The organism is Hyphomicrobium sp. 802, assembly GCF_000526135.1.
In the GTDB taxonomy this organism is placed as follows: domain Bacteria; phylum Pseudomonadota; class Alphaproteobacteria; order Rhizobiales; family Hyphomicrobiaceae; genus Hyphomicrobium_B.
The window spans coordinates 3,581,848-3,600,927 of the sequence record NZ_JAFM01000001.1; the positions used below are offsets into that span (position 1 = coordinate 3,581,848).

Annotated in this window: 17 protein-coding genes; 4 read left to right on the top strand and 13 right to left on the bottom strand. The window is 57.6% G+C overall.

Going from position 1 to position 19,080, the window contains the following annotated elements; translation table 11 throughout:
- The first annotated feature begins 142 nt into the window (after nt 1-142).
- Nucleotides 143-853 carry an SDR family NAD(P)-dependent oxidoreductase gene (locus HYP802_RS0118200; RefSeq protein ID WP_013949139.1) on the top strand — a complete coding sequence of 237 codons (711 nt, stop codon included), beginning with the start codon at nt 143-145 and terminating at the stop codon, nt 851-853.
- Nucleotides 854-902: 49 nt separating this feature from the next.
- Nucleotides 903-1,988, top strand: a complete 1,086-nt coding sequence (dinB, locus tag HYP802_RS0118205) for a DNA polymerase IV (protein ID WP_013949140.1) — start codon at nt 903-905, stop codon at nt 1,986-1,988.
- A 335-nt stretch (nt 1,989-2,323) separates the two neighbouring features.
- Here dinB and HYP802_RS0118210 read toward each other — a convergent pair whose 3' ends face one another.
- Genes HYP802_RS0118210 through HYP802_RS0118220 form a run of 3 tightly spaced genes read right to left on the bottom strand, consistent with a single transcriptional unit; the run spans nt 2,324 to nt 5,118 of the window.
- On the bottom strand, nt 2,324-3,304 hold the full coding sequence (locus HYP802_RS0118210; RefSeq protein WP_013949141.1) for a PDR/VanB family oxidoreductase: 981 nt from the start codon (nt 3,302-3,304) through the stop codon (nt 2,324-2,326).
- Nucleotides 3,282-4,340, bottom strand: a complete 1,059-nt coding sequence (locus tag HYP802_RS0118215; RefSeq protein ID WP_024276286.1) for an aromatic ring-hydroxylating dioxygenase subunit alpha — start codon at nt 4,338-4,340, stop codon at nt 3,282-3,284. The genes HYP802_RS0118210 and HYP802_RS0118215 overlap by 23 nt, the downstream gene beginning before the upstream one ends.
- Nucleotides 4,341-4,362: 22 nt before the next feature.
- Nucleotides 4,363-5,118, bottom strand: a complete 756-nt coding sequence (locus tag HYP802_RS0118220; protein WP_013949143.1) for a GntR family transcriptional regulator — start codon at nt 5,116-5,118, stop codon at nt 4,363-4,365.
- A gap of 137 nt (nt 5,119-5,255) precedes the next feature.
- Here HYP802_RS0118220 and HYP802_RS0118225 point away from each other — a divergent pair, with 137 nt between their 5' ends.
- Nucleotides 5,256-5,939 carry an isochorismatase family cysteine hydrolase gene (locus HYP802_RS0118225; protein WP_013949144.1) on the top strand — a complete coding sequence of 228 codons (684 nt, stop codon included), beginning with the start codon at nt 5,256-5,258 and terminating at the stop codon, nt 5,937-5,939.
- 57 nt (nt 5,940-5,996) lie between these two features.
- On the opposite strand, the gene HYP802_RS0118230 is transcribed toward HYP802_RS0118225, so the two are convergent.
- Nucleotides 5,997-7,472 (bottom strand): aldehyde dehydrogenase family protein, encoded by a 1,476-nt coding sequence (locus HYP802_RS0118230; protein ID WP_013949145.1) that lies wholly within the window; start codon nt 7,470-7,472, stop codon nt 5,997-5,999.
- Nucleotides 7,473-7,840: 368 nt separating this feature from the next.
- Here HYP802_RS0118230 and HYP802_RS0118240 point away from each other — a divergent pair, with 368 nt between their 5' ends.
- Entirely contained in the window at nt 7,841-9,037 is a 1,197-nt protein-coding gene (locus HYP802_RS0118240; protein ID WP_024276289.1) for a diaminopropionate ammonia-lyase, read from the top strand.
- Nucleotides 9,038-9,059: 22 nt separating this feature from the next.
- Here HYP802_RS0118240 and HYP802_RS0118245 read toward each other — a convergent pair whose 3' ends face one another.
- The 9 genes from HYP802_RS0118245 to cofE form a co-directional block, all read right to left on the bottom strand.
- A complete protein-coding gene (locus HYP802_RS0118245; protein ID WP_013949147.1) occupies nt 9,060-9,833 on the bottom strand; it encodes a GntR family transcriptional regulator in 774 nt (257 codons plus the stop codon).
- Nucleotides 9,834-10,020: 187 nt separating this feature from the next.
- Nucleotides 10,021-11,298: an ArgE/DapE family deacylase gene (locus HYP802_RS0118250; RefSeq protein ID WP_013949148.1), complete on the bottom strand. Its 1,278-nt coding sequence runs from the start codon at nt 11,296-11,298 to the stop codon at nt 10,021-10,023.
- Between the two features lie 36 nt (nt 11,299-11,334).
- Nucleotides 11,335-12,291 (bottom strand): TIGR03619 family F420-dependent LLM class oxidoreductase, encoded by a 957-nt coding sequence (locus HYP802_RS0118255; protein ID WP_013949149.1) that lies wholly within the window; start codon nt 12,289-12,291, stop codon nt 11,335-11,337.
- 22 nt (nt 12,292-12,313) lie between these two features.
- Complete coding sequence (locus HYP802_RS0118260; RefSeq protein WP_013949150.1) at nt 12,314-13,084, bottom strand: 3-oxoadipate--succinyl-CoA transferase subunit B; 771 nt, start codon at nt 13,082-13,084, stop codon at nt 12,314-12,316.
- Nucleotides 13,077-13,961 (bottom strand): CoA-transferase, encoded by an 885-nt coding sequence (locus tag HYP802_RS0118265; protein WP_081740994.1) that lies wholly within the window; start codon nt 13,959-13,961, stop codon nt 13,077-13,079. Before HYP802_RS0118265 ends, HYP802_RS0118260 begins: the two co-directional genes overlap by 8 nt.
- 287 nt (nt 13,962-14,248) lie before the next feature.
- Complete coding sequence (cofH, locus tag HYP802_RS0118270) at nt 14,249-16,642, bottom strand: 5-amino-6-(D-ribitylamino)uracil--L-tyrosine 4-hydroxyphenyl transferase CofH (protein WP_024276290.1); 2,394 nt, start codon at nt 16,640-16,642, stop codon at nt 14,249-14,251.
- On the bottom strand, nt 16,642-17,334 hold the full coding sequence (cofC, locus tag HYP802_RS0118275; RefSeq protein ID WP_013949153.1) for a 2-phospho-L-lactate guanylyltransferase: 693 nt from the start codon (nt 17,332-17,334) through the stop codon (nt 16,642-16,644). Before cofC ends, cofH begins: the two co-directional genes overlap by 1 nt.
- The gene (gene cofD / locus HYP802_RS0118280; protein WP_013949154.1) at nt 17,331-18,311 is read right to left on the bottom strand and encodes a 2-phospho-L-lactate transferase; all 981 of its coding nucleotides are present in this window, start codon (nt 18,309-18,311) and stop codon (nt 17,331-17,333) included. The genes cofC and cofD overlap by 4 nt, the downstream gene beginning before the upstream one ends.
- Complete coding sequence (gene cofE / locus HYP802_RS0118285; protein ID WP_013949155.1) at nt 18,308-19,078, bottom strand: coenzyme F420-0:L-glutamate ligase; 771 nt, start codon at nt 19,076-19,078, stop codon at nt 18,308-18,310. Before cofE ends, cofD begins: the two co-directional genes overlap by 4 nt.
- Nucleotides 19,079-19,080: the final 2 nt, after the last annotated feature.

Consider the following 19,080-nt stretch of genomic DNA (forward strand, 5'->3'; position numbering starts at 1 on the left):
TCGCTGGCGCCCGCGGCTCCGATGATAAGTCCCTGTGCTGTCCATCTGACCACGACATAAGAGTGGCGAATGGACTGTTCGCGCAAAAACTCGTCGCCGAGTGCGCAGATTTTTCGTCCAGGCGAGCCCGGAAGGTTTGGCTATGAGAGTGGATGGTAAGGTCATTGTTATTTCAGGCGCCGCCAGCGGAATTGGCAAGGCATTATGCCATCTGCTCGCTGAGCGCGGGGCAAGTCTGGGACTTCTGGACTACGACAGTCCTGCGCTCCAACTTCTCACCGACGATCTGCGACGCAACGGCGTCCGCTGTTGCTCCAAGGCCGTGGATGTGCGGGAGCGCTCTAAGGTAGCGGAGGCGATCCAAACGATCAGCGACCAACTCGGCCTCATCGATATTCACATATCGTCAACTGGAATTTGTCGCGCATCGACCGTCGATAATTTCCTGGGTCAGGAGTTTGAAAAAGTCGTTCTGACCAATCTCATGGGTACAGTCTCGCTTATCGAAGCCACTATCCCTTCCATGCTGGCACGTGGACGAGGACACATCATCGGCATTTCAAGCCTAGCCGGAATTCGCGGCATTCCATACGAGGCGGGATACGCGGCGAGCAAAGCAGCGGTAGCCGCTTACTCGGCAAACCGGCTATCGGGCGGCAAGCTGTGCTGCAATTGCAAAGGTCGCCATTTGGAACATTTCGGCCATGTGCAGCGCACTACCCCTCACTCGTCCTCGACAGCTTTTTCTGCGAAGCCTTCCTTAGATGTGCGGCTATCGGTACCGTGGCTTAGAATGAACATCGTACTGCTTGGATTCCGGTTCGTAGTGACTCTGCCCACCGAGAACCAGTAGTGGATAGCGCGGTTTCTCAGTCCGAGCGTGGATGTGTTAGGTGCTCGATATGGGCGACACAGTTATCCGCAAGATTATCCATGTCGACATGGACGCGTTCTACGCCTCAGTCGAGCAACGAGATAATCCTGATCTGCGCGGCAAGCCCGTTGCAGTCGGCCATGGTGCTAAACGCGGCGTCGTCGCAGCCGCGAGCTATGAAGCTCGGGCGTTCGGCGTGCGCTCGGCGATGGCTTCAACGACGGCGCTGCGGCAATGCCCAGATCTCATCTTTGTACCGCCACGCTTTGAGGTCTATCGCGCCATCTCGCGCCAGATCCGAGAAATCTTCGCCGAGTATACGCCGCTCTTTGAACCGCTCTCTCTCGACGAGGCCTATCTCGACGTGACGGAAAACCTGCGTGGCCTGCCCACGGCAGCCGATACTGCCACCGAAATTCGCTCTCGGATCTTCTCCGAGACCGGCCTCACGGCTTCAGCGGGCGTTTCCTACAACAAGTTTTTGGCCAAGCTCGCCTCCGATATGCACAAGCCCAACGGCCAGTTTGTCATTCCCCCCCAGCGCGGAGCAGAATTCATTGAAGCCTTAGCCGTCAAGAAATTTCACGGCGTAGGGCCTGTGACAGCCGAGAAGCTCAACACGCTCGGGATTTACACCGGTGCCGATCTTCGCGCGCAGTCCCTCGAATTCCTCCAGCAGCATTTCGGTAAATCCGGCGGGTGGTATTATGCAATTGCGCGCGGCGAGGATGATCGACCCGTCGAGCCGAACCGGCCGAGAAAATCGTCGGGCTCCGAGACGACGTTTCCCGAGGACCGCTTTCTTCCAGCCGAAATCGAAGAGGGCGTCCTTGAGATGGCCGATGATGTCTGGGTCTGGTGCGAGAAGAACCGGAGCTTCGGTGCGACAGTCACGGTAAAAATCAAATATACAGATTTCCAGATTATCACCCGGAGCCGCACAGTAACGGCGCCCATCGCGACACACGATCGCCTTCGCGATATTAGTCTGTCACTTGTGCGATCCGTTTATCCCGTCTCAAAGGGCATTCGGTTAGTCGGCGTCGCTGTCTCGAAATTTGTATCCGATGCGGACGGACAGCTCGATCTCGCCTTAGATGCAAAGCCCGATTAGGGTGGTTTTCGCTTGATTGGGGCACGCGACGCTTGACTTTGCTTGATGTAGACTCCTTCGGAAGTCGAACTGGTTCATTATCCGGACCGAGAGATACCCAAGCTTCTATCCTGGCTCGACGAGCAGAAGGCAAATGTGGACGCGGCATAATCATGGGACATCAAGTACTCCGAACAAAAACGTAAGTTCGGGTTCGCAACGACTCATCCCACCATTTTTTTGACATCAAGCGTACGAGCCGCCTCCTGGAGGCGCAGCACGATAAGCCACCGCCCCCATTGGGATGTATGTCGGCTATAATCGTGAGCACGCTGGCGAACGACCTCGCGTGGCCTCTAAATATCCAACACAAGCCGACCGTCGAAACACCGCGAACAGCATATCATCATGGTCTGCCGGCGATTACTTTCGTCTGCGCTACGCACGCGATCGCAGTGAGAGGGCGAGCCGGAGATGACTTTTGTTTCGCACGCTCCGCATATGCCTTCCTCGCATGAGTAAGGAACATCGACGCCTAAAGCCAGGAGCACCTCCAGGATCGTCTGTTCCGGCGCGATAGGGACATCGATGCCTTTACGCGCAAGATGGACAGTGAAGGCACCGGCCGCGTCGCCGCTGGGTTTGATCGCCTCGCCGCCAAAACGCTCGATGTGCAGCCGAGCGGGATCTGCAACGCCTTGCGCAGATGCGTCGAGCATGCGTGTTGGACCACAGCAGTAGATCTCAGTCTGCGGACCGGCCGACTTTATGATCTCGGCGACCGAAGGGCGGCTCGGCTCTGCGCTGTGGATTGTTGCCGTGTTAGCGTGATGTTTTAGCTCGTCACGAAACAGCGCATGCGCCTCGGACCGGCACCAATAGTGTAATCGAACGGGACGACCGAGTTGCAGCAGGCGAACGAACATCGAGTAAATCGGCGTAATGCCGATCCCGCCTGCCAGGAGCAACGTCTCGGATGCGTTCTCGTCGAGTTCGAAATTGTTGCGCGGCGGGCTTATGGAGATTTCAGATCCGACGCGCGCCGTATCATGAAGAAAGACCGAGCCACCACGCCCCGAAGGCTCGCGCTTCACCGCGATCACGACGCTCTTTGACGAAGACAGCGGCGTGATCAGAGAGTATTGGCGCAGCCGTTTTTCGGGCAGGTGAACGTCGATGTGTGCGCCTGCATCACCGAGCGGTAACGGACCGTTCAGCGACGCAAACTCGAAAAGACGCACGTCATCTGTCGCATACGTGACGCTCTGTAGGCGCGTCGGAATCGTCATGGAGTTCGACACGGCAGCTGACGACTCAGAGACTTCCGAAAGTGCCATACGTGACGCCCATGTTCTTCAACCAGCTCCGGTACTTCTGGCCCATCAGATCGCTGCGATGATGCAGCTCGTAACGGAGATCGACGGGAATGCGCTCCGGACGCTGCGTATCGACGATGTCGCCGTCCTGCTGGTAAACGAGATCCTGACGGCGGCGGACTTCCTCGTCCGTCGGCGCTGGCGTGAAATTCATAGCGCAGCAGATGCGCACGATGCTGTGGGTTTCATCGACAGGCTGAGCCGTGAGAAAAGTGCAGAAACGATCGTTGTCATTGCCGAGATGCGCACGCGCAGGGTCGGAAATGACGACGCGTTTCTTGAAATAGGCAACGAGCGGGCGAAGACACTTGTAAGCGTAGTACGCGGTCACCGGAATGTTACGGGGATCGCCGTAGGGCTGCGTCACGCGGACCTCTGTCGAAGCAAGACCGTTCTCGTCTTCGGTTACGTCATATCCTGCAATCGGATCGGGCTCGTCGATGATGCCGTTGACGCCCGCGTGCACGAACGGGAAATGCGTTGCGTCGATGAAGTTTTCGACGGCGCGATATGCCGAACGGAACGGATAAGGTCCGCAGTTGACCTTCTTGTAGCTCGGATCGTCCCACTCCGGAAACGCCGGAATGTCGTTCGCTGGCGTACCGATGCAAGCCCAGACGAAGCCGTACTTATCCTGCGCGTGATGGGCAATCGCCTTGGCCTTCTTCATCGGCTGGTCTTGCGGCGCAGCCGGCATGAATACGCACTTCGCGGTGCCATCATAATTCCAGCCATGATACGGGCAGACGACCTTGTCGTCCTTGATGAAGCCCTTCGAGAGGCGAGCCCCACGATGCAGGCAGAGGTCCTCCCAGACGTGGATCTGATCGTTCTTATCGCGCCATATCACCAGATCGCGCCCCATCAGCGTCGTCGGAACGAGCTTGTTCTGCGGCACTTCTTCGGTGAAGGCGACGACGTGCCAATCGTTGATCAGAACTTTGTCTTCCGCGCCGGCGTCGAATCCAGACGCTGATTGTGGGGGAACGTAATTCATGGCGAACTCCTGGTTTTCGTCATTATTTCGATCTTGCAGCCGCGCCGACAGGCGCCGTCGTGCCCGTAGCAATGGCCATATGATGGAGCGTCAATTTGCGGATCTCGATCCGGGACGTCTCGATGTGATGGCGGATCAAACGCTCGGATAAAGCGGCGTCGCGTGCTTCGACGGCTGCTAAGATCTGGCTGTGCTCATCGTAAGCGACGGCGATCCGTTCAGGGCTGACGAAATCCAGGCGGCGAATGATACGGATGCGGTCCGTCAGTTCGTCGAACGCGCGCGCCATCGCCTGATTGCCGGATAGCCTGATAAGCGTCCGGTGAAACTCTTCATCCTTCGGACCGACGATTGCTCCGTCAAGCTCGCGGGCTTCTTTCGGAACACACCAAAAGGCACGCAACTCGGACAGGTCTGGCGCGACGTCCCGTGCGCAGATCCTGCGAAGCGCCAAAGCTTCGATCTCGACGCGAAAATCATAAAGGTCTTCGTAGAAGCTCAGATCGAGCGGGCGAACCTGCCAAGCGGAATGACCGCCAACATTTTGCAGGTAGCCCTCGTGAGCGAGCACATGCAGCGCAAGTCGCAACGGCGTGCGCGAGACTTGTAACGCCACAGCCAGTTCCTGCTCCGAGTAGCGCTGCCCCGGCGGCATCCGAAAATCGAAAATGCTCTGCTTCAGACGCGCGTAGACCTCCTGCGACAGCGAGCTTTTTTCACCGCTAGAACGGACCGCGCCGTTGATCGGAGTCACCGATGCAATGTCTTCAAAAGACATGGAAATTTTGCCTTTTTCCTTTTAGGATCCCAAATAAAATACATATTAGAACTCGATTTTGAATTTGAAGTATTCTAGAGTCAAGCTGTTTGAAAGCAGGGAACGCGATTGCCGCTCCTAGACCGCAAGAGAAAGTGATGCCGATGGCGGTAGAAGCCGTGCCCTACACGTGGCCGCACGACCAAAAACTCGATCCACACCGATGCGCGCTGTTGATCATCGATATGCAGAAAGATTTCTGTTCCGAAGGTGGCTACGTGCATCGTATGGGCTATGGCATCGATGCAGCGCGCGGAACCATTCCCGCCATTCGGACGGCCCGCGATGCCATTCGCGCCGCTGGCGGCCTCGTCGTCTACACGCGTGAAGGGCATCGGGCAGACGGCAGCGATCTGTCACCGCTCAAGCTTTGGCGCTCGGAGAATGGCGGCGGCAAGATCGGCTCGAAGGGCCCGCTCGGCGGTTTGCTGATCCGCGGCGAGGAAGGCTGGGACATTATCGAAGAGCTGCGCCCTGCCGAGGGCGAGCCGGTTGTCGATAAACCGGGCTATAGCGCCTTTTACAATACGGATCTGGCCCAGATTCTAGCGGCGCGCGGGATCACGCATTTGATTTTGACGGGCGTGACGACAGACGTATGTGTGCACTCGACGCTTCGCGAGGCTGTCGATCGCGGCTACGAGTGCCTGACGCTTTCTGATTGCTGCGCGGCGACCGAGACAGCCAACCATGACGCCGCGTTGCGCACGATCACGACGGAAGGCGGAATTTTTGGTGCGGTTTCGACTTCGAAGGATCTACAGCGCGCGCTGTGCGGTTGAAGCATCCAATTGAGAGTTCGCAGGGACGAGCAGAAGCTCACCCCTGCAGTTTCATTGTCAGAATGGGAACTGACGCTGTCCCATCTGCAGCGTAATCCACTTCACTTCAGTCATTTCTTCCATGGAATAGCGACCGCCCTCACGGCCGAAACCGCTGTTCTTGACACCGCCGAACGGAACGTGTGGCTCGTCAGTGATCGTCGTGTCATTGACATGCACCATTCCGGACTCAAGACGCATGGAAAGATCTAGCGCCTTCTGCAAATCGTTGGTGATGACGGCGGCGGAAAGGCCGTAAGCCGTATCGTTGGCGACGCGCAGCGCCTCTTCCGAATCCCCAACCGAGATAAGCGAGACGACCGGGCCGAAGCTTTCCTCATGATAGATGCGCATCTCGGGCGTCACGCCGGCGAGCACCGTCGGCTGATAGAACGCGCCTTCGTGGGTGCCGCCAGTTAGTAAGCGCGCGCCTTTATCGACGGCGTCTTTGATGTGGCCATCGATGAACTCACACTGCGAGCGCCGGATCAGCGGACCGACAACAGTTTCGGGATCGCGCGGATCGCCGACTTTGATCTTCGCCGTCTTGGCGAGGAAGCGCTTTGAGAATTCCTCGTACAGCGGCGCCTCGACGATGACCTTCGAGTTGGCCATGCAGACTTGGCCCTGATGTAGAAAAATACCGAATGCAGCCGCATCGACAGCGTAATCGAGATCGGCATCCTTCAGAACAATGAGCGGGCTTTTTCCACCCATTTCAAGCGTGAAACGCTTCAGATTGCGCGCAGCTTCGACCGCCAGATAGCGACCCGTTCGCGTCGAGCCCGTGAACGTAATCATGCGGACGCGCGCATCTGCCAGAAGTGTTGCGCCGATTTCCTTGGGAGCACCCGGAATGACGTTGAGCACACCTTTCGGCAAACCCGCCTCCTGAAACACGTCGGCGATGATAGCGCCAGAGATCGGCGTTTCCTCGGATGGCTTTAGAACGAACGTGTTTCCGGCCGAAAGCGCGAAAGCGATCTTCTTCATTGAAAGCAGAAACGGCGAATTGAAGGGGGCGATACCGGCGATGACTCCCAGCGGCCGCCTGACCGACATCGAAATCTGACCCGGCATCGTCATCGGCATCGTCTCACCGAAGAGATGGCGAACATCGCCAGCCGTGCTGCGCATCAGATCGATAACGTAATCAATTTCCCAGAGCGCCTTGCTGAAGGCCGAGCCGCATTCCTCGATCAGAAGATCGCGGATCTCTTCCTTGCGCCGCGCCACGACCTCTCCAACGCGCAAAAGAAGCGTCTCGCGCTCGGCCGCAAGGCTTTCACCCCACGTCGCGTTGGCGCGATAAGCGGCTGCAATCGCATTCTCAACTTCCTCTCCACCCGCCTGCTGAGTGCGTGCGAAAACTTCTCCGGTTGCCGGATTGAGATCGTCGGCGATTTCGTTGCGCTTTGAGGTTACCCACTCGCCGTCGATGAAAAGCTTGTAGGTTTTCAATCCGTCGATCGTTTCGGTAGCGTTGGGGTTCATATCAACCTTCGTGGCGTTGTTTGCGGATATCCGGTCGTCGCGCGCACCTCGTGTGCGAGCACCAGATGCGGGCTGAGTGTGGCGTTTCGCACGGCATGTCAGACGCAATGAGCGTTTTTTCGTATTCGCGAAGGAATTTCCGAAACCAGAGCCGCACCGACGAGAGGCCAAAGCGACGCAACGAACGCGCATGGCCGTTTATCGTCGCGACGTTCCTGTTCATGCGGCTCAATGCCCATTGTTATACTAACATTAGTATAATAGGATGTACTCAATCGAGGCGAAGTTCAAGCGCGCTAATTGCTCAATTAATTGGCTCATCGCTCACTCTCGCATCGTACCTTCGAACCCACAGCCGAAGTCTCAGCATGCTCATCCTCAACGCGCATCCAGATCACAACGCTCCTCTCGACTCGACCGACGCCGCCGTGCTCAGCGCCGAAGCGACGGCGGAAGTCGAACGCTTCCTCACGTACCGCAGAAATCACGAGCCGACGCACTTACGGCGGCTGCCGGGTCTGGCGCGCGAACTCGGCGTCGCTTCGATAGAGATCAAAGACGAGAGCACACGTCTTGGACTCGGCAGCTTCAAAGCGCTCGGTGGTTCTTACGCGGTTATTCGTCTGGTTCTTGAAGAAGCAAGTCGACAGCTGGGCAAGCCCGTCGACATTCGCGATCTGCACTCGCCCGAAGTCCGTCATATCGCCGAACGGATGACCGTCGGCTGTGCGACTGACGGCAATCACGGCCGTTCGGTCGCCGCAGGCGCCGAACTCGTCGGCGCCAAAGCTGCGATCTTCGTCCACTCCGGCGTCAGTGACGAGCGCGTCGAGGCCATCGCGAAGTTCGGCGCCACGATGATCCGCGTCAACGGCAGTTACGATGACTCCGTCGCGGAAGCCGAGCGCGTTTGCGACGAGCGTGGATGGATCGTCGTCTCCGACACCTCGTGGCCCGGCTACGAGCGTATTCCGAGTCTCGTTATGCAAGGCTATACGGCGATGCTCGGAGAAGCCGTCCGAGACATGCCGCGGCCGCCGACCCACGTGTTTGTGCAGGCTGGCGTCGGCGGCTTGGCTGCAGGCGTTGCCGGATATTTCGCGGGAGTTTATGGCCCTCAACGCCCAAAATTTATCGTTGTCGAGCCAGAGTTGGCTGCCTGCGTTTTTGAAAGCGCGAAGGCCGGGCATACCGTCAAAGTCGCTCAAGGAGAAGCGACGATCATGGCCATGCTCGAATGCTACGAGCCGTCGTTGGTGGGGTGGCGCATCCTCAGCCGCTGCGCGGATGCTTTCATGACGCTTCGCGAAGAAGACGCTATAGATGCGATGCGACGCCTCGCATCGCCGGTCAACAATGACCCGGCGATTGTCTCGGGCGAAAGCGGATGTGCCGGGCTTGCCGGGTTAATCGCGGCCCTAGCCGATCCGAATGCGAAAAGGGCCATTGGGCTCGACGAAAATTCGCGCGTCTTCGTGATCAATACCGAAGGCGCTACCGATCAAGCGCGCTATGAAGCGATTGTCGGCCGCAAGCCGAGCGAGGTCTTGAGCGTGCCGGCCTGACGTCGGCACGGCATGACACGACTCACCTGCGTTTTGCGGATGCACGGCCTCTTGCTCCACCTTTTCCGAGAAGGTCGGAACGGACCGCAAAGCAATCTTTGATATAGTGGATGTTGGCGCTGTAGATCGCGATGTCGCGGTCGTCGACAAGAACGAGGTGGCAGTCAGCCACCGGTTCGCCAAGGCCGATTTTCAAGAGGTCCGCGGTTTCCGGATCTGCGACGCCGATCGTCAATGTCTGATAAGCATGTGCTATGACGACATCGCCCATTTCGACAATGACCGGCAGCGCCGCTCCACGCAGGAAACGCTTGCTGTCGCGCGCAAAAATCTTCTGATCGAGGTGAAGATTGACGACGGAAAATGGTGCGCCGTCGTTGTATTGGACGCTTCGCAGAAACGCATAAGAGTCGGCGAGATGCCCTTCGCCTGAACCGAGGTTCGGCTTTCCGGCGTTCTCTTGGACGCTTACGCTTTTGACGACATTCTGCTTGAGCGATTCGAGAACAGAATCGAAATCGGTTGCAAGATTGAACCAGCGATTATTCTTCGGCTTTCCGGAAACGAATGTGCCGCGGCCCTGCTGGGAATCGAGCAGGCCCTCATCGCGCAGAATCTCAACGGCTTGGCGGATCGTAACGCGGGCGACAAGAAATTCTTTCTCAAGCTCTTCGAGCGTTGAGATCTTCTCGCCTTCCTTCCAGTGCCCGGTTTCAATGCGTTGGCGCATTACCGAGGCGACCTGGAGATAAAGCGGGACCCGGCTGCGATCGTAAATCAGGGAAAGTTTGTTCATGAGCTCGATTTATGGATGACCGTCAAAGTGCTCTGACGAGAGGTATCCCGCAAATACAGAAAAGGATACCCCCAACTTCGTCATTTACTCCGTCAATTCGAGCTCAATGGGCCTTTCCTGATCGGCAATCGGTAGCGTGGCATCGCAGAGGTGCCGATTGTTTGGGCAGTCGGCACCCCTAATGAGTTCACTGGGCCGTTTCGCTGTTGCACCAATCGTAAATGCTCAGCGCCATGACCTTAATCGACGTGATGTAGTCGTCGATCGAAACGTACTCGTCATTAGCATGCATGATGGCTGTTGAGCCCGGACCAAAAATGACGGTCGGAGTATTGCCATAGCTGTTGAGAAAGCGCGTGTCGGCAGCACCTTGTCGGCCGCTGATGACCGGCTCGTTGCCGGTGATTTCAGTGTAGGCGCGCGACACCGTTTCGACGATCGGATGGTTGCGCGGAATTTCCGATGCCTCGGCATCGTAGCCGACGAACCGCACGACCGGTGGATGATCTTTCATCCATGGATCTTGCGCGGCCGCCTCAGCGACGGCGTCAACCAAGCTCTGCTTGACGCCCTCATGATCTTCGCTTGGCACCGTTCCGATACTACCTTTCAGCAAGCAACTCGCGGGAAAGGCACTCGGATAGTTGCCGGCTTGGAAGCTACCGACGATGCAGGGCAGCGAGTCGATTGCGCTTGGATAGAGCGGATGCGTCACTGTCGCGATGCGCTTGGCTTCCAGATCGGCGACGGCCTTAGTGATCTTGTTACCAAGCTCGATGCCGCTGATGCCCTTGTAACGTTGCTGGATACCTGCAGGCTTGCCTTGGATCTCGATCTCGAACCAGATGCGCCCGATGCATGCTGGCTGGACAGCAAGGTCGCTAGTCTCGCCGGAAATGCCTGCGTCCGCCGTATAGCCGCGAATGACCGTATCGAGGGTGCCGTGACCGCTGACCTCTTCGTCAATGACGACGTTGATCATAACGTCGCCCTTGGGCGTCAGGCCGAGTTCCTTCAGGTATTGCACAGCCAGGATATGGCTCGCGACGCCGCTCTTCATATCGCATGAGCCACGGCCGTAGATGCGGCCATCCTTGATACTCGCAGACCAAGGATTGTCGCTCCAGCCTTCACCATTGCCAACCGGAATAACGTCCGTATGGCCGTTGAGAAGCAGCGAACGACCGCCACCCGTGCCTTTGAGCGTTGCCACGATATTCGGACGACCTTCATAGCCGCGATCGACCGGACGATAGCCAGGATGCTTCTTCAGCTCTTCCCAGTTGGTCTCCCACATGTCGACGTCGAGGCCTACGGTCTTCATGTATTCCGAAACGAACTTCTGAATGGCGGCTTCGTCGCCGGTGACGCTCGGGATAGTCACCATATCCCTTAGAAAGCCGACAGCATGATCTTTGCTGGTATCGATCTTATCGAGAATCTTCTTACGGTTCGGATCAGTCATTCCAATGTCTCCGGGACGTCGTCATTTTCAAGAAAATCAAAGAGCCTTGAGGCGCGGGATGATTTCACGCGCGATGATCTCGACTTGCTCCGGTTGATACTTGTAAGGAACGAAGATGATCTTCTGCACGCCGACGGCTATGTGCTCGCGCAATTGCTCGACGCACTCATCAACTGTCCCCATAATTGCGCTGTCGCGCGAGCAATCGCTGTGGGCTGGGAAATCCCATTCCTTGTTGAGCCAATCCATCATCTCGTCTTGGATGGCGGCCTTCGACGGTCCAATCATGATCGGAAGCTGAGAGGCGTTGAGAAGCGTGTCGGGATCTTTTCCCGCATCCTTGGCGAAGCTGCGAATCTTGTCCCAGGACCTCTTGAAATCTGCCGGACGGTAGAAATACGTTAGCCAGCCATCACCAGCGGTCGCAGCGCGTTGTAGAACCTTATCAACATAACCACCGACCAGGAGCGGCATACGCGGCTTTTGCACGGGCTTTGGATACATCACGGCTGACGACATGTTGTGATGCATGTACTGACCGGTCACTTTGTCTTCGGTCCACAACCGGTTCAGGATTTCGAGATTTTCGTCCATGATCTTGCCGCGCTTTTCGAACGGCACACCAACGGCATCGAACTCGCGCTTGTACCAGCCGGACGCCATGCCCATGATCAGGCGACCGTCCGACAACTGATCCATGCTCGCGAGCTGCTTCGCGAGCACAACAGGGTTGCGCAGCGGCAGAACGAGAATGCCCGTGCCCATCTTGATGCGCGTGGTGCGTGCTGCAATTCCGGTCAGGACGGTGAGAGAATCGATAATAGGAAAATTCGGATCGACACCGAGCAGCATATGATCCCACACCCAAACGGAATCGTATCCCAACTCTTCGGCACGAACGCCATAATCGACGAGCTGCCGCGCATTCGGCATTTCGGGATAGGCCGTAAAATTCCGTGCCGCGACGCCGAACGTTTTGGAAAGCATTGTCATCTTAGTCCTCAGTGAATTTTTCTTAGGCGGTAAAAAGACGTTCGGGATCGAGCATCCTGAGCGTTTCAAGCTCTCGACTGGTCGGCGGCTCGGTTACCAAGACGTTGCTATCGAAAGTCAGATCGAATCCGGTGTTGTCTTGCACCTCTTCGGACGTCACGCCGGGATTGAGTGCAAGCACCTTGATGCGCCGCGTCTCGTCATCAAATCCGAATACAGCCAGCTCGGTGATGACACGAAACATGCCGCCGGCTGGAAGGCCGAGCTCGGCTCGCGTGTTGTGCCCGCGGATGAATCCCGGACTCGTGATGAAATCGACATACTCCACGAAGCGACGCTTCTCGTGCTTCATCGCCACGATCATATTCGTGAGGCTCGAAATATCGTTGCCGCCACCCGTTCCCGGCAGACGCGTCTTCGGCGCGGCTGGATCGCCGATATAGGATGAATTGAGATTGCCGAATTGATCGATCTGCGCGCCGCCCATGAACCCGATATCGACGTATCCGCGCTGAAGAAGCAAAAGCACGTCGGCGCTGCCGAGCACCATGTTCGCCCGCTTCGTACAGCGCTGATCGTTGGTCGATGGCGGCAGCTTGCCTGGCTCGACAAATGCACCAACCACCCCGCCTTCAAACAGAATGGTCAAACCCGGGCAACCGGTGCGCTGCGCAAGCGTTGCGGCGAGAAGCGGGATGCCGATGCCCGCGAAGACGACTTGCCCATCTTTGAGCTGGCGAGCGCTGAGGACCGTCAGGATCTCGGCTGCGCTGTAGCTGTTGCGCTCAGTCATTGTACATGCTCCGGCCTTTCCTCGTTGCTTCGAGGAGTTCCTCCATCCCGATTAGCGAAAGGAAAGCGGCCCAGTTCTTCGGTTCGTAGACATAGCGTTCAAGATATTTCAGCACACCTCCAACAGGATCCGCGTTGGCCTGCGCCACATAAGATTCCATGTGCTGCATCATCGGCTCATAAAGGCCGTAGCATTCATGCGGCGCCGAGCCGTAAGGAACCTCGACGACGGCATCGACGCAGAAGAACGGTATCTTCGTGTGATCGGGCGCACGCCGGATTTGATCGTTCGAGACGATGCGTTCCGTCGTCAGGATTACGCAATTGGCGGCCATTGCGAGGTCGATGTCCATGAATTGAAGGCCATCAATCTGCGCGTTGCCATAGGCGTCACAGCGCTGGACGTGGATCAATGCGACATCAGGATTGAGCGCCGGCACCAAAAGCAACTTCTCACCCGTGAAGGGACAATCCGTTTCACGCACTTCCGGACGCTGGGCCATGACGTCGGAGCCGAGCATCGAGCGGATCGGCAGAAAAGGTACGCCCATGCCGCCGGCGCGAAAGCGCATACCGATCGCCATATGGCTCCATTCTTGATAGCGCTTGTCGCCCTTCTCGACGTGGTGGCGCATTACCTTCGACAATCCCCAAAGGATGCCTTGCGCGAACCAGCTCGTGACAATCTCGTCAGCGACGCCGGATCCGAAAAGAAGATCACCATCCGTCGAAACGATGCAGCGCGAGCACGACAGGGCTTTGCGGCGCTGGCGGATCAATTCCCAGATCATCGCCATCGGAGTTCGCGACATCGTCGATCCGCCGATTCCAACCGACGCGCCATCAGGGATAAGAGCGGCGGCCTCTGCGAGAGACATCACCTTTTCTCGAAGACTTCGATCACGCACGGCGAGGTTTTCCCTCAGGGTCGCGTAAGGCTGCACTGTGGGCGTCGACACCCATTCCTCCTTGGCCGGCGCAGGCCGGCATCATTCAGCAGCTTCCGACGTTCGGAATTGGCCGCTCAAACTCGTTTCGAGCGAAGCGCTCTCGAATTTCGAATGTGAGATAATCATACCAACAATAGGATGACTAGTTCATATTATGGTCTTTCTGCGCGCTTTTTAGTCGAAGGTCAGATCATCGATTTTTGGGGCGGTGAGTGTTAGAGCGAGAGCTGCTGCTCTTCTGCGTTTACGCCACGGATCTCGCGTGTCGCGGTGGACGCCATTTCGTAGAGCGTGGTGCGTCGCCGCGGCTGTCGGCCAGACGTGCGAATGATCTCTTCCATTCGTTCCGGCGTCATTTCCTGGCCGTGACTTGCGCCCGCCGAACGCGAGATACTCTCATCCATCAGCGTGCCACCGAGATCGTTCACACCTGCGTCAAGGCATAGGCGAACACCGTCGGCGCCTAGCTTTACCCAGGACGCTTGAATGTTCGTGATGTGCGGATGCAGCACAAGTCGCGATACTGCATGCATCAGTATCGCTTCACGGAACGTCGGTCCTGGCCGTGCGCGACCTTTGAGATACATCGGCGCTTCCATATGCACGAACGGTAGCGGAACGAACTCCGTGAACCCGCCGGTCTCGATTTGCAGATTGCGAATGCGCAGCAGGTGTCGCGCCCAATGTTCATAGCGGTCGATGTGACCGAACATGATCGTTGCCGTCGACTTGAAGCCGGACAGGTGGGCCGTCCTCATAACGTCGAGCCATTCGGCGGTGTCGAGCTTATCGGGGCATAGCTGCTGGCGAACTTCGTCGTCCAGGATTTCAGCTGCCGTTCCGGGCAGCGTTCCGAGGCCGGCCGCCTTGAGTTGCCCAAGAAACGAACGAACGGTGATACCGAGCGTCTTCGCGCCCTGTGCCACTTCAAGTGGCGAAAACGCGTGGAGATGCATCTGTGGCACACGCGTTTTTACGGCGTTGCAGATATCGAGATACCGTTGGCCTGTGTAGGACGGATGAATGCCGCCCTGCATACAGACTTCTGTCGCGCCGCGGTCCCAAGCCTCAAAGGCGCGATGTGCGATTTCATCAAGGCCGAGGTCGTACGGCTTGCCGCGCAAATTTTCGCTCAGTTTGCCTTTCGAGAACGCGCAGAACTGGCATTTGAAATAGCAGATGTTGGTGTAGTTGATGTTCCGCGTAATGACGTAGCTTACGACGTCGCCGTTTGTGCGCCGTCGCAGTTCATCGGCAGCGCGGCAAACCGCAGAAAAGTCGTCGCTCTGAGCGCGAAATAGCGAGACGATATCATCTTCGCCAAGGCATCTGCCGTCCGATACCTTGTCGAGAACTGCACGAATCCGGTCGGACGCTTGATGCGATTTTCTCGCACGCACGAGCTTGACGTCGTGCGCAGGTGGCTCTTCCAGTCGGCCGACGCACCAAGTATCTGTTCGCGGCCATCCGTCCGCGTCAGTCATGACGAATAACGGCTTTAACACGGTTCTGTCGACCCACTTCGACGGCTGCCGTGCGAACGCGGGATAAATTGCGACACGTTCGCGGAGCGCTTTTCCAACGGCGCTTGTTTCTTGTTCGAGAACCCTCACATGCGGCCAAGGCGCTTCCGGATTGACGAAGTCCGGCGTTACCGGCGATACGCCACCCCAATCATTGATGCCAGCCGAGACGAGTGCCGGTAGATCCCCGGCGCTCAGGTTCGGCGGCGCTTGGATATTCATTTCTGGCTCGAAGAGTAGCCGCGCGATTGCAATCGTCCAGAGATGATCATCGAGCGTCGGCGCTGCGACGTCAGCCATGCGTGTGCCGGGCTTGGGTCTAAAATTCTGGACGATGATTTCTTGTATATGCCCATACTGGTCGTTGAGGTCGCGCAGCGCAACGAGCGCATCGATACGCTCCTCACGTGTCTCGCCGATGCCGATCAGAATGCCGGACGTGAAGGCAATGCCATGGACGCCAGCGCGCCGGATCGTGTCGAGACGCGCGGCTGGCGCCTTATCGGGCGAGCCGTAATGTACTTGGCCTTTTTCGCACAGGCGCTCGGACGCGCTCTCAAGCATGATGCCTTGCGAAGCTGCAACGCTGCGAAGCGAGAGCAGATCATCGTCGGACATGAGACCGGGATTGATGTGAGGGAGTAACCCGGTTTCCTTAAGGACGACGGAGGCCATCTCAGCGACGTATGAGAGCGTCGTATCGTGGCCGAGCGCGCGCAGCTCGTCGCGCGCGAATTCGTAGCGCAGCTCCGGCTTATCTCCGAGTGTAAAAAGCGCTTCCTTGCATCCAGCCTTCTTACCGCTCATCGCAATGGACAGGACTTCATCGCGCGTCAGATAAGCACGCTCTCCCTTGCGCGGGGGATGGGCAAAAGTACAGTAGTGACAGACATCGCGACACAGCTGCGTCAGCGGAATGAAGACTTTGCGGGAATATGAAACCACGTCTCCGTGTGCTGCGTCCCTGCGCCGAGCGGCGGCGTCGAGAAGCGGCGCGATATCGTCGAGGTCGACGAGCGCCATCGCCTCGTCGCGACTGAGGCGCGAACCAGATTTACGCGAGAGAATATCGGAAACGCCTGTCATCAAATTACGAGCTCAAACTGCCGTTTCGGCGCGAAATGCCGAAAGCTCGCCAGGCATGCGAGCGTTCGCAGGCCACAACGAAGCGATGCACCCATGACGAGATCCGAGGGAACATCAACATCGTGCCCGGCGCCCCGCAGTGGCAGGACCAGCGGCTCTAGACCGGCACTGCGGGCTAATGAAAGATGTCGGGCAAAGCTATCGGTTCCGAACGCCGGATCCATGACGTTCCATGGCGATAAGCCTAAAATATTAGTGCCCGCATCCCGCACCGCTTCGGTAATGACGACCGCATGCGTCTTCAACGCGGACACGGCTTCCGAAAGCTCCGCTGCCGTAACGAATGGAAGATCGGCCGGCACCGCCATGATTGCGGGATTATTTCGAAATTTTCCGACCGTTCGAATACCCTGAGAGATCGCGGCATTGAGCCCCGCCTCCGTTGGCTCCGCAACAACTCTCGCGCCGAAGTCCGCAGCGAGCGCATGGGCGTCGAGATCCGACGTCACGACCAGGGTACCCGCTAATCCGCGCGTGCAAGCCAACTGTTCGAGAACGTCTGCGGCCATGGCTTTAGCGAGCGTTGCGCGCTCGTGCGGATTGAGCACATCGCTCAGACGACTTTTCGCGCCCGCGAACCGTCTGATAGGGACAATGGCCCAAATATTGTTCTGTAGCATGTTCTGAATCATCGCGAGACTCTAGCTTGACGGAGTTCGTTGGCGAAGGCGAGAGAGGCATGCGCCAAACGCTCCTTGTCGGCGGCGCTTGTCATCATCGTGCGCGTAGCCATGGTTGCGAGTTCGATCGAGCTGGCATCGATCGCATCGACTTCGTCGATGATGAGACCATCGATAATGCCGCGATAGTGTTCTGCGATGGCCTTCGAATTCGTCGGCATGTGGAGCTGTGCCATGATTTTCGCAGTCGGCCCTTTGACGGCAGCGCCACCGATGATCGGAGAAACGGCAATGACCGGCGCGTCGACACGATCTAGAAGATCGAGAGCGCCTGGCGTCGCAAGAATAGGATCGATGCTAAGAAACGGGTTAGATGGGCAGATTATGACGGCGCGCAGCATCGGCGATTGCAACGCCTTTTGAACAGCATCACTTACGTGGGCCGATTCTGCGCCCTCGAAGCGAATGGCGCTGACTTTCGGCTCGCATCGATGTTTGACGAAATAATCTTGAAAGGGCAGGTCACCGTCTGGCGTTTCGACGATCGTCCGTACCGGTTGATCCGACATCGGCAGAATCGTCGCTGTGATCCCGAGCTGCTGCGCGATAGCGCTCGTAAAAGACGTAAGCGTCTCTCCCGCCCGCAGGCGTTGAGTTCTCAGCACATGCAGCGCCAGATCTTTATCGCCAAGCTGAAACCATGCTTCGCCTCCGAGTTCTGCGAGTGAGGCCATGAAATTCCAGCTTTCATCGGCGCGCCCCCAGCCACGTTCTTGATCGGAAAGTCCGGATAGCGTGTAGAGCACGGTATCGATATCAGGAGAGACCATCAAACCATGATGTTCGAAATCGTCACCCGTGTTGACAATCAGCTTGAGACTTTTCCCGAGAACGCGTTGCAATCCGAGCGCAAGCTTCGCGCCACCGACACCACCGCAGAGCGCCACGACGCTGCCGACCTCATTTGATTGCGGCATGGGCGTGCTCATCGAAAGAGATCCCTCTCCTTGTCGCGAACGAGCACCGACGCCGAGCGCTCAGGTGCGCTCGCTTGAAAGCCGCGAACAATCACGGCAGGCAACCCCGCCCCCGCCTGCCCCATCAAAAGCGAAGCTGCCGACGCAAGTTCGTCGGCAATGGCAACTTCCGTCACCCGCAACTCGCGACCAAAGAGATCAGAGCTGCCAACAAGATCGACCAGTGATGGAACTCCTGCGCTGCCGATGGCTATCCCCACGACGCCATTGCGCCACGGCCGACCGAAACTGTCGTTAATGATGACGCCGATCGCCACGTCGAAATCCGCATCGAGTGCCGCTTTGATGGATGCTGCGCTGCCGTCGGGATCGCAAGGCAGGAGAAGCAATCGGCCTGCTCCCTCGCCATGGGAGATGTTCGACTCGTCGATGCCGGCATTGGCCATCACGAAACCGAGCTTGTGGGCGGCAATAATGAGGTGGGGCCCGACTTTGACGATATCGTCGGATTCACTGAGAATTGTTTCGACGTGCCGAGGATCTTTGCCACTTCGTTGCGCCAGAGCTTTGGCTTCTTCCGACGGCACGACGGCTTCGAGATCGACATAGCGGCCTTCGGCCTTCGATACGATCTTTTGCGCGACAACCAGAATATCGCTGTCTTGCAGACCGACACCGTTATCTCGAACCGCCGCCGCGAGGATCGCAGCCAGATCGTCGCCTGGCTCGATCAACGGAACTCCTCGCAAAGCAAACAATGTGACGGGCGCGGTTTGCATCG

Coding starts and splice junctions, on each gene's coding strand:
- HYP802_RS0118200 (WP_013949139.1), top strand. CDS start 143: ATGAGAGTGGATGGTAAGGTCATTGTTATTTCAGGCGCCGCCAGCGGA.
- dinB (WP_013949140.1), top strand. CDS start 903: ATGGGCGACACAGTTATCCGCAAGATTATCCATGTCGACATGGACGCG.
- HYP802_RS0118210 (WP_013949141.1), bottom strand. CDS start 3,304: ATGGCACTTTCGGAAGTCTCTGAGTCGTCAGCTGCCGTGTCGAACTCC.
- HYP802_RS0118215 (WP_024276286.1), bottom strand. CDS start 4,340: ATGAATTACGTTCCCCCACAATCAGCGTCTGGATTCGACGCCGGCGCG.
- HYP802_RS0118220 (WP_013949143.1), bottom strand. CDS start 5,118: ATGTCTTTTGAAGACATTGCATCGGTGACTCCGATCAACGGCGCGGTC.
- HYP802_RS0118225 (WP_013949144.1), top strand. CDS start 5,256: ATGCCGATGGCGGTAGAAGCCGTGCCCTACACGTGGCCGCACGACCAA.
- HYP802_RS0118230 (WP_013949145.1), bottom strand. CDS start 7,472: ATGAACCCCAACGCTACCGAAACGATCGACGGATTGAAAACCTACAAG.
- HYP802_RS0118240 (WP_024276289.1), top strand. CDS start 7,841: ATGCTCATCCTCAACGCGCATCCAGATCACAACGCTCCTCTCGACTCG.
- HYP802_RS0118245 (WP_013949147.1), bottom strand. CDS start 9,833: ATGAACAAACTTTCCCTGATTTACGATCGCAGCCGGGTCCCGCTTTAT.
- HYP802_RS0118250 (WP_013949148.1), bottom strand. CDS start 11,298: ATGACTGATCCGAACCGTAAGAAGATTCTCGATAAGATCGATACCAGC.
- HYP802_RS0118255 (WP_013949149.1), bottom strand. CDS start 12,291: ATGACAATGCTTTCCAAAACGTTCGGCGTCGCGGCACGGAATTTTACG.
- HYP802_RS0118260 (WP_013949150.1), bottom strand. CDS start 13,084: ATGACTGAGCGCAACAGCTACAGCGCAGCCGAGATCCTGACGGTCCTC.
- HYP802_RS0118265 (WP_081740994.1), bottom strand. CDS start 13,961: ATGTCTCTCGCAGAGGCCGCCGCTCTTATCCCTGATGGCGCGTCGGTT.
- cofH (WP_024276290.1), bottom strand. CDS start 16,642: ATGACAGGCGTTTCCGATATTCTCTCGCGTAAATCTGGTTCGCGCCTC.
- cofC (WP_013949153.1), bottom strand. CDS start 17,334: ATGATTCAGAACATGCTACAGAACAATATTTGGGCCATTGTCCCTATC.
- cofD (WP_013949154.1), bottom strand. CDS start 18,311: ATGAGCACGCCCATGCCGCAATCAAATGAGGTCGGCAGCGTCGTGGCG.
- cofE (WP_013949155.1), bottom strand. CDS start 19,078: ATGCAAACCGCGCCCGTCACATTGTTTGCTTTGCGAGGAGTTCCGTTG.